This window comes from Vicinamibacteria bacterium (assembly GCA_035620555.1).
Lineage (GTDB): Bacteria > Acidobacteriota > Vicinamibacteria > Marinacidobacterales > SMYC01 > DASPGQ01.
The window spans coordinates 1-9,720 of the sequence record DASPGQ010000791.1; the positions used below are offsets into that span (position 1 = coordinate 1).

The following is a 9,720-nucleotide window of genomic DNA, read 5'->3' on the forward strand; positions in this document are numbered from 1 at the left end:
TGACCAGGTGCCTTCTTTCGTCGCCCTCCGCTTCGAGTCCCGCGAGAAAACCGAGAATCGCCAGGTTGTCGGCCTCGGTTCCCCCCGCGGTGAACACGACCTCCCTCGGGCTCGCGTTCAGGAACGCCGCCACTTCGTCGCGCGAGGCATCGACCGCCTCTCGTGAGGGTCGGCCCAATGAATGAATGCTCGAGGGGTTGCCGTATCGCTCCCGCAGGTAGGGCAGCATCGCGTCGAGCACTTCCGGGGCCAGCGGCGTCGTCGCGTTGTAGTCGAGGTAGACTTCTTGTCCGGTCATTAACCTAGCCCTGTTTCTTTTCTACCACAAACGAGACTTCGAAGCCCACCGGAGTCGCGCGGCGCATCGCGTGTCAAACCGTTTGGCCGTGTGTTAGCATGGACACTTATGGATGAAATCCTCGACCCGATCCTCGCCGCGCGCGAGCCGCGGAAGATTGAGAACATCCAGTATCTACTCGACGACGGGGTCGCAAGGATTCGTTTCAAGCGTCCCGAAGCGGCTAACGCGCTCAACCTGGCGGTTTTGGAAGACCTCATCCACGCCCTGGAGCAGCTGGAGCTCAAGGAGGCGGCGAAAGTCGTGGTCATCCAGGGAGACGAAAAGGCCTTTTCGAGCGGACTCGATATCGCCGAGCACACCGAAGACAGCGTTTATCAGCTTCTCGATGCATTTCACCGGGCGATACGCCGGCTCGTCGACCTCGGAGCCGTGAGCTTTTCCGTGGTCAAAGGTATGGCTCTGGGGGCCGGCTGCGAGCTCGCCGCCGCCTGCGACTTCTGCTTTGCCGCCGACAACGCAAAGCTTGGCCAGCCGGAGCTCAAGGCCGGTCTCTTTCCCTCCGTCGCTCCGGTAATCTATCCGAGGTTGCTGGGCCTCCACCGGACGTTCGAACTGATCTTGACCGGCCGGATTTACGACGGCCGCGAGGCGGAGTCGATCGGCCTGGTTACGCGCTCTTTCGCTTCGGACAGATTGGACCTCGAGGTCGAGAAATGGATTCAGTTCCTCCAGGGCTTCTCGACTCCCGTGCTTCGCCTGGCACGCCGCGCGATCTCGGACGCAGCGAATCTTCCCCTGGAGGACGGTTTGCGTCACCTAGAAACGATCTACCTCGACCAGCTCATGGCGACCGAGGACGCGGCTGAAGGACTCAGGGCGTTGCGCGAGCGACGACCGCCCGTCTGGAAACACCGCTAGCCCGTCCGTGAGCTTCGCACCGCACGTTATCGGCAATCGACTTTGCGCAGTCGCTCTCAGCACCTTTGCTTTCATTCCTGGGACGTATTTTCGTCACAGTTCGCGTGAAATTGGAGTATCGAGGAACGGAGTCATCCATGATCGATTTCGAGCTGACCGAGGACCATCGCTCGGTCCAAGAAATGGTGCGCGATTTCTCTAGGAAAGAGGTGGCACCCCACATCCAGGAAAACGACTCGAAGAAGCACTTCGACCGAAGCATTCTGAAAAAGATGGCCTCGCTCAACATTCTGGGGATATGCGTTCCCGAGCAATACGGCGGGGCCGGACTCGACTACATCTCGCTGGGATTGGCCTGCGAGGAGCTGGAATACGTCGACACGTCGCTTCGCGTCATCATGTCGGTCCATGTAGGCTTGAACAGCTTGAGCCTACTGGCTTGGGGTAACGAGCAGCAGAAGACCCGTTACCTCCTGCCCCAGGCACGAGGAGAGAAGATCGCCACTTATGGCCTCACCGAGCCCAATGCGGGAAGCGATGCCGTAGGCATCCAGGCCACCGCCATCAAGAAGGGCGACCGTTACGTCCTCAACGGTGAGAAGCAGTGGATATCCCTCGCCGAGATCGCCGACCACTTTCTCGTCATTGCCTGGACCGACCAGGCGAAAAAGAAAGCGCGGGATCACAATGGACTCTCCGCGTTCGTCGTCGAGCGCGGGTTCAGAGGTTTCGAGAGCGGCTCGATGACCCACAAATGGGGTATCAAGGCGGGGAACACCGGCTGGTTCAAGATGACCGACGTCGAAGTTCCCGAAGAAAACCTCCTGGGGAAGGAGGGGGAAGGATTCCGTATCGCTATGTTCGCGCTCGATCAGGGTCGTTACACCGTGGCGGCGGGCGCTACCGGTTTGATACGCGCCTGTCTCGATGAGAGCGTCAAGTGGGCGCGCGAGCGGCACGCATTCGGCGTGCCCATCGGCCAACATCAATTGGTAAAGCAGATGATCGCCCACATGGTGCGTGATTACGATTGCTCGCGCTTGCTTTGGCTTCGTGCCGGAGATCTCAAGAATCGTGGTCAGCGCAACACCAGGGAGACGTCTCTGGCAAAATGGTATTCGACCGTTGCGTCCGAGCGCGCTGCCTCCGATGCGATTCAGATCTTCGGCTCTTACGGATACTCCGACGAGTATCCTGTGGGTCGTTTTTGGCGGAACTCGAAAGGCGCGGTCATCTACGAAGGGACGCGCGAAATCCACACGTTGATGCAGGCCGACTATGCCCTCGGCTATCGGGTGGACAAGCCGACCCGGGTAACGCTTCCCGCATACCCGAAGTCGACATAGCTGCACCGGACTTGTCGACTGGACGGAGGCTTCGACTCGGCCAAAGACCAACCTCCCCGAGCAGCGACCCGGGGCGAGCCGCTTGCCGCCGGTTTCTCGGTCGATTACAATAAGAGCCGACTCGATACATACCATCCGCATTTCTTGAGAGCACTCCAGACCGGCACAATCCAAGGACGTGACCATCCCACAAGAACAAAGCAATCACGAAGGATGCCGCCCCGTGCCGATGTTTCCGCAAAGCGAGCCCGTCCCCATCGACGAAATCGCTTCCTCGGCGGAAGAACTTCTGACGTCACTCTGGGCAGTGAGGAGGTAGGACCATCGTGAACGTCGACGTCGACGCGCTGTTTGTCGCATTTAGCGACGATTCGGTCGAACGGAGCTACTATCTGGATATGGACTCGGGGCAAGTATTCAACGTGCTCGAGGACCACGACGACCCCGAGACGCAAGAGCTGGTGTGGCAGCTCGAAGCGGATACCCGCGGTCGTTTCGTGCAGGTTCCCAAACCGTCTCTGGAGGAATCTCTCGAGGAGCAAGACGCTTTCGTCGAGTCCATGGCCGATGGAGAGCTGAAGCAGGAGCTCGAATCGCTCGTGCCCAACGACCACGACGGAACCAAGTTCGTCGATTTCGTGGAGAGAAACCGCGCGGCACGCGACGCCTGGCGCGATTACCGCATGGCACGCTCGCGGGAAAAAGCGAACGCGTGGCTGGACAAGCTGGGCCTGTCCCAAACCTGAGCCACCGGCGGACGAGGGTCGGCGTGGCGGGCTGGTCGTACCCCGACTGGGAGGGCATCGTCTTCCCCAAGCAGGCGAACTTCGACGGTCTCGCCTACCTGGTTCGTTTCTTCGACACCCTGGAGGTCAACTCCCCTTTCTACAGGATTCCAACGCCTCGCACGACCTCGTCTTGGGCGCGCCGAGCCCGGAAGAACGAAGACTTCCGCTTCACCCTGAAACTCTACAAGGGATTTACCCACGAACGGACGGCGATGGAGGCGGACGAACGGGCAGTTCGAGAGGCCCTCGCGCCTCTCGCCGACGCCGGCGTGCTCGGTGCGCTTCTACTCCAGTTCCCCTGGTCGTTCAAGAACGAAGACGAGTCGAAGTCATATCTCGCGCGGTTGCTCGACCGCTTGAGCGACTACCCGCTTGTCGTCGAAGTCCGCCACGCCTCCTGGAACGACCCGGATTTCTACGACGAGCTCTCCCATCGCGGAGTCGGATTCTGCAACATCGACCAGCCGTTGATCGGTCGGTCTCTTGCCCCGTCCGACAAGACCACGGGAGCCGTGGGTTACGTCCGGCTTCATGGGAGAAACTATCAAGACTGGTTTCGCGAGGGTGCGGGTAGAGATGCGCGCTACGACTACCTGTACTCGGAAGAAGAGCTCGACCCGTGGCTGGAGAAGATCTCAGAGGTCAGCGACAGCGCGTCCGAGACCTACGTGATCACCAACAATCATTTTCGGGGCCAGGCGGTCGTGAACGCGCTTCAGATTCGTTCTCGACTGGAAGGGCGGAAAGTCAGCGCGCCTCCGTCTCTCGTCACCCGATATCCCGTGCTCGCAAGAGTCGCGGAGGAGGAGTCAGCGCCCCAGGGCCGGCTCTTTTGAATCCGTTAGAACGGCGAGGGCCTCGAAGCGATGTTGAGCACATCCTTCACCACACAGGCCGCGGTTGCCAGCGGTCCGCCCCGGGTGCTGCTCACGGTTAGACTACCCATGACGTCGGTTTCGAGAACGACCGCCTTGTGCCCCGGTCCGAGATGGTAAAAAGGATCGTCCTGGTCCAAGGCTTGCACGCTGGTCTCGAGTAACACGCCCCCCGCCCCGTCTCTTTCACCCGACGCGACGAGGCGCAGACGCTGACGTTGCCGGCGAGCCTCTTCGAGACGCTCGGCATCCACGATCTCGACGCCGGAAGTATGGGCGTCGGATAGCGACAGGCCCGGCTCCCACAGAGCGCGCGCAAGAATGAGCAATTTGTAGGCGGCATCCCACCCCTCAAGGTCGAGTCTTGGATCCTCCTCGATCGTTCCGGCGATGCGCGCCCGTTCGATCGATGACTCGAGCGTGATCCCCGCTTCGAGGTCGCGCAGGATCTGATTCGTCGTGTCGTTCAAGATTCCGCGAAACCGGTGGACCCGGGCGCCGCGACAGCCGTAAACCCCCACCTCGATGCTTGGAAGAGGAATTCCCACGGCGGCGGAAGCACCGAGACGAACACCTTTCTCTCGTGCGCGCGCCACGAGCTCGCTTTGGGCCACCACGAGAGGACCCTTGCTGGCAAAGACGACGGAGATGCCTCTCGCCAGGGCGAGCCGGGCCGGAGTCAGTCCAGGCTCACCGGTCGACGCATCGGTGACACTGGTATCCACCAGGATCGAGCCCGCACCCGCCGAGTCCAGCGCCTCCTCGACGCTCAGGCGATCCACACCAGGAACGCGGGTGACGCTTCCTTCACGTCGCTTGATGTCCACGAGGGTGCCCGCTTTTCGCGAACCGACGACGATTCCGCCGCCACGGTCGAAGATCGCCCGAACTTCGACAACAACGCCTTCCCCCTCGTACCTGTCATTTTTCTCGAGGAGCTGGAGAAGTGATTGGGCAACGTTACCGAACCCGAGGAGAACGATCGGGATTGTTTTCATTTCCCTCGGAAGAGGACGACGCGCCCCGAACCCGGCAGGCGCGGGGCGCGATAGTCCTTTATCGACGGGAACTCAGGCCGCGGAGAACTCGGCGGTGAGACGCGCGGTACCCCACTCGAGCACGAGTTTTCCGGCGCTTCCATTCGCCTCGAGCTTGATAATCATGTTCTCGACCACAGCGTCGGTCTTGCTCAGTGTACCGGGAACCTGGGCGACGATTTTCGTCGGCTTGGACCCACTGCCGACCCCGTCGGCCACGACCAACGACCACTCCTTGCCCTCGGAGAAATGGGCCACGAGAGTGTAAGTGCCCTTGGGGACGGTGGCGTCGCCGACCTTCAGGTCGACGTCCGTCGTGAGCGTGGTGGCCTTGTCCGCGCCCATCCGCCAGTAGCCCCCCGGAGGGAGGAGGCTCAGGACATCGCGTCCATTCGCGGAGGGTCCGACGAACTCGACCTTGACTTCGCCTCCACCAATCGAGGCGCTCGAGCTGCCTGGTTTGTTTCCGTGCGCGAGCAGAATGGGCATGGTCATGACGAGCATGCCGGCTCCGGCCCCAAATCGAATCGCTTTCTTCTTCATTTTCGACTTACTCCTTGTTTTGACGGTTCGAAGCGCTCCCTCGAACGAACTCTGGAAACCACAGCTCGGAGATGACTGGGAACAGCCGATGCTGTCCTCAGTTCGACGCCGAGGGCAGGACGCTCTCGATCGCCGGTCCGAGCACTTCCCGGGACTGGAAATTCACAAAATGTCCGGCAATCGTTCCCGCAGGTGATACGAGAAACAGAGTCGGGAATATGTTGACGTTTCCCAGCGACGCCCGCACTTCCTCGGTAAGATGCAAATTGGGATAGTTCACACCAACCTTGGCCGCGTACTCCGCGCGGTAGGCGTCATCATACGTCAGCTTGAGCACCTGATCGGCGTTGAGACCCACCACGGTGAACCCGCGGCCGGAGTATCGCTCCTGAAGCGCAACGAGCTCGGGCCCGATCTTCACGCATGGCGGGCAATCAGTGAACCAAACGTAGACCAGAACTGCCTTGCCCTCGAGATCGGACAGCCTCGTTTCCGTCCCATCGAAGCCGACACCGGTAAAGTCGGGCATCTCCTTGCCCTCCCACCCCGTCAAGGTGCGCTCCACCGCCTGGTTGAATCTCTCATCGGCCTTGACTTTCTCGATGTCGATCCTGGTGAGCTCGCGGGTCTCAGGATCGCGCTCGATGAATCTGGGAACGCGAGGATCCGTTTCCATTATCGACAGAACCACATCTGCTTCCTCCGGTCCATAGAAGTCGAACTGTCCGCTTATGTCATCTAGAGTAGGAAGGCGCCCTTCGCGCTGCTCGAACTCGATCACGAAGAGAGGCACTCGGAAAAACGCGCGGTTCAGCTTGTCCAGAACGGCGCGCTCTTCGGGAGCAGTGAACACTTCGTTGTAGAGCTGGGAAACGATCAATCTTTCGCCCGGCTTCAAGTTCTCCTTGATGTAGCGGATGATACGTTTCTCGGGGTCGTCAGTATCCTGAGCGACGGCCGCTCCCGCAAGCAAACCGACCGTCGTGGCAGCAAACGCCAGAACCCTCATGCTTCACTCCTTCCTGGCGATGACTCCTATCGTAATCGGTCATCTTAGCGGCAGGTCCTCCCTCGTGCAACTCGAAGCGTCGTTCCCGAGCTTGCGACTGGCGCGCCTCGCCGCTGCGCCTCTCCGAGTAGCCGTCGGTGACGCGGTCTGCCATCCAAATCGTTGGAAAGGAACCTGAAAGCCTCGACCATTGCCCCCTGTCGAGGACAGGGCCGTAGTCCGTTCCTCCCCCTAAGTCCTTTGTTAACAACATACAAGGGGTCGGCACGGCCTTTGCTACAGATGCCGTGAAAGGCTAGAGCAGCCCGAGCCGTGGCGGCCTTAGGAGAAGGCGGATTGACCACGGGTCCCGCCGCGGCATTGAGCTACGAGACGCGAGGAGGACATCATGCGAAAGTTGCTGGCTTTCTCACTTTTCGCATCGACGGCTTTCGCCGGTAGCGAGACGAAGCTCGACGGCTACGCCGAGTGGCGTCGAGACGATACCCTTATCGTCGAAGGTCAAAGAGTCCGGGTCGGCCCGGAGACGCGATTCAGCGGCGAGGGTGCGGCACGGAGCTTTCAGTCCATCCCCCTCGGCTACGAGGTCAAGGTCAAAGGAAGACGGCTCGCCGACGGCTCGGTCTTGGCGAGCCAGATCGAAGCCAAGCCCAACGGTGTCGCCTTGTTCGAAAGCCAGCTGCAGGAGGCGTTCGACGAAACCGAGCGTCGCTGGCGGCGGCACGGCCGTGTTTTCGATGAGGGCAACGGTGGACGCGTGAACCTCGGGCGCCTGCGCGACTCGGGCGCAGACGTCGCTCGGGTGCGTCGCATCACCGAACGACTCGTTCCTCCCTACCGGGATCGACGAGATTTTCGTGTCTACGTCGTGGATAACGACGAGTGGAACGCCATGGCCGCGCCCAACGGCTCGATTTACGTGTTTCGAGGCTTGCTCGAGGACATGGACGACGACGAATTGGCGATCATTCTGGGACACGAGCTCGTTCATGCGACGCACGAGCATTCGCGCAAACAGTACAAGAGAAGTCTCTGGACCCAGCTCGCTGTTGCTGGAGGGCTCGCTTTCTCGGAGAGGGGCGGCCGCGGCGCGAGCGGAATCGCCACGACCGCCGTGGGGCTCGGAGCGCTCACCTTCGTGAACCACTACAGTCGCGAGCACGAGGACCAAGCCGATCGAGTCGGCCTGAGATACTCGCGAGAGGCCGGGTACGATGTCGAGAAAGCACCGTCCCTGTGGCTGCGTTTCGCTCGCAAATACGGCGATCGCCCCGAGGCCCTCAACTTCTTCTTCGGGAGCCACTCCACGCCGAAGTCTCGGGCAAGATCACTCGAACGGGAGATCGGCATCAACTACCGTTGAATCATTCTTCGCTGGCAGGGTCATGAAAAACTCAACCCACCCTACGCGAGCGGAGCGAGCCCGGCGCGCTTGCCGCGCCGTAAGCAGCCCGAGCCGTGGCGGCCCGATCGATCACGGGTCCCGCCACGGCACTGAGCACTTTTGAGTCCTTCACTCCGGGAGGGGAGCGTCGGCCGCTCGTCCGCGGCTCCCCTTTTGGAAATCGCCTCGGCTTCGAGGCTAGAATCCTTCGAATCCGGTGGCTGCCACCAAATTCGTTTTGGGCCTACGGCTCAACGGGAAAGGCTTGACTGTGATCTTCCGCCTCGCGCACGTTCTCGCACTAGCGTTGATGCTCTCCGTATTCGCTTTCGCCCCCGTCCCTGCTCGCGCGCAGGCCCATAAGTTCAAGTTGGGAGGAGGAGCGGGGTTCGCGGTCCTCGAGAACCCCGAGGTCGATCATGGGCGCACGGCCACCGTAGGCGGCTTTTTCGGACTCCGATTCAGCGACAATTTGAGCTTGGAAGGGGGCTTCAGCTTCGCTCGGTCCAACCGCGAGTTCAACGAGAACGGCGAGCCGATCGACCAGGTCCAGGGCATTCCCGCGTTCCGGTTCGAGACGAACCGGTACCATCTGGACGGATCGTTCGTTTTTCACCTCGGACGGAGGCAGCCTTTTCACGCTTTCCTCCTCGCTGGAGGAGGCGTGGTGCGGCGCGACGAGAAACGCACCGACATCTTCTTCACGTTCGACCCAGTGACGAACCAGATACTCGACCGGACCGAAGAAGTCATCCTCGACACCAAGGAGTACGAGCCCACGGGACATTTCGGCGGAGGATTCGACCTCTACTTCTTGTACAACCTCGCCGCACGCGTCGAGTTTCGCCAATGGCTGCCCCAGACTACGGAGAAACGCACCCGAATGTTCTTCTTCGCCGCCACCTACTTCTTCTGACTCGCCGGGATTCCTGCGATCCGACATCGATCTCGGAGGCTCTTCGCGTGACTCTCTTACCCATTCTCGCGCTCACCTTGGCGGTTTCGAGCCCGGCGCAGGAGTCACCCGAGGAAAGCCCGGGAACGGACCTCGAGAAAAGCGACATCCAGTTCGGGATCGTAGGCAGCTTCGGGGCGGCCCTCGACGTGTTCGATGGCGTACCCGACGCCGAGCTCCTCGCCATGGGAGCCCATTTGGGCAGGGTACTCACCGGTGCCGGAGGGCCCGGTCTTCTTCGCGGCCGACTGGGCGTCGACCTAGAGATCCTTCCGCTGTTCCTCGTGTTCCAGGACAGTACGAGCTACGGATTGTCGTTCACGCTTCTCGGACAGTATTTCTTCGAGGTTACGTCTCGATTCCGGCCGTTCGCCACGCTCGGGGCGGGCTTCTTGTACTCGAGCGAAGAGATACCTCGGGACACGTCTCGAGTCAATTTCACCCCGCAGATCGGGATCGGTGTCCGTGTACCCGACGGCAAGTCTCTTCTCTACTCCTTCGAGTTTCGGCTTCACCACATCTCGAATGCCGATCTGGTTCAGCCAAACCCGGGTATCAACTCCT

At 60.8% G+C, this 9,720-nt stretch carries 11 protein-coding genes; 7 read left to right on the plus strand and 4 right to left on the minus strand.

Annotated elements, in window-relative coordinates; translation table 11 throughout:
- Positions 1–298, minus strand: a 298-nt coding sequence (locus VEK15_31760; GenBank protein HXV65315.1) for an aminotransferase class V-fold PLP-dependent enzyme, incomplete at its 3' end; no start/stop codon positions are given.
- A gap of 108 nt (positions 299–406) precedes the next feature.
- On the opposite strand from VEK15_31760, the gene VEK15_31765 reads away from it, so the two are divergent.
- From VEK15_31765 to VEK15_31780, 4 genes are all read left to right on the plus strand, one after another.
- Positions 407–1,219, plus strand: a complete 813-nt coding sequence (locus VEK15_31765) for an enoyl-CoA hydratase/isomerase family protein (GenBank protein ID HXV65316.1) — start codon at positions 407–409, stop codon at positions 1,217–1,219.
- Positions 1,220–1,356: 137 nt separating this feature from the next.
- Entirely contained in the window at positions 1,357–2,565 is a 1,209-nt protein-coding gene (locus VEK15_31770; protein ID HXV65317.1) for an acyl-CoA dehydrogenase family protein, read from the plus strand.
- 326 nt (positions 2,566–2,891) lie between these two features.
- Entirely contained in the window at positions 2,892–3,311 is a 420-nt protein-coding gene (locus VEK15_31775) for a UPF0158 family protein (GenBank protein ID HXV65318.1), read from the plus strand.
- Positions 3,312–3,334: 23 nt separating this feature from the next.
- Positions 3,335–4,189 (plus strand): DUF72 domain-containing protein, encoded by an 855-nt coding sequence (locus VEK15_31780; protein HXV65319.1) that lies wholly within the window; start codon positions 3,335–3,337, stop codon positions 4,187–4,189.
- A gap of 5 nt (positions 4,190–4,194) precedes the next feature.
- On the opposite strand, the gene VEK15_31785 is transcribed toward VEK15_31780, so the two are convergent.
- The 3 genes from VEK15_31785 to VEK15_31795 form a co-directional block, all read right to left on the minus strand.
- Positions 4,195–5,226 (minus strand): hypothetical protein, encoded by a 1,032-nt coding sequence (locus VEK15_31785; protein ID HXV65320.1) that lies wholly within the window; start codon positions 5,224–5,226, stop codon positions 4,195–4,197.
- Between the two features lie 72 nt (positions 5,227–5,298).
- Positions 5,299–5,808 (minus strand): DUF2911 domain-containing protein, encoded by a 510-nt coding sequence (locus VEK15_31790; protein HXV65321.1) that lies wholly within the window; start codon positions 5,806–5,808, stop codon positions 5,299–5,301.
- A gap of 97 nt (positions 5,809–5,905) precedes the next feature.
- Complete coding sequence (locus VEK15_31795) at positions 5,906–6,817, minus strand: TlpA disulfide reductase family protein (protein ID HXV65322.1); 912 nt, start codon at positions 6,815–6,817, stop codon at positions 5,906–5,908.
- A gap of 388 nt (positions 6,818–7,205) precedes the next feature.
- Between VEK15_31795 and VEK15_31800 the strand changes: the two genes are divergently transcribed.
- From VEK15_31800 to VEK15_31810, 3 genes are all read left to right on the plus strand, one after another.
- Positions 7,206–8,180 carry a M48 family metalloprotease gene (locus VEK15_31800; GenBank protein ID HXV65323.1) on the plus strand — a complete coding sequence of 325 codons (975 nt, stop codon included), beginning with the start codon at positions 7,206–7,208 and terminating at the stop codon, positions 8,178–8,180.
- Positions 8,181–8,472: 292 nt separating this feature from the next.
- Positions 8,473–9,117, plus strand: coding sequence for an outer membrane beta-barrel protein (locus tag VEK15_31805; GenBank protein ID HXV65324.1), 645 nt, complete (start codon positions 8,473–8,475; stop codon positions 9,115–9,117).
- 47 nt (positions 9,118–9,164) lie between these two features.
- Positions 9,165–9,720: acyloxyacyl hydrolase (locus tag VEK15_31810; protein HXV65325.1), on the plus strand; the 556-nt coding region annotated here is incomplete at its 3' end.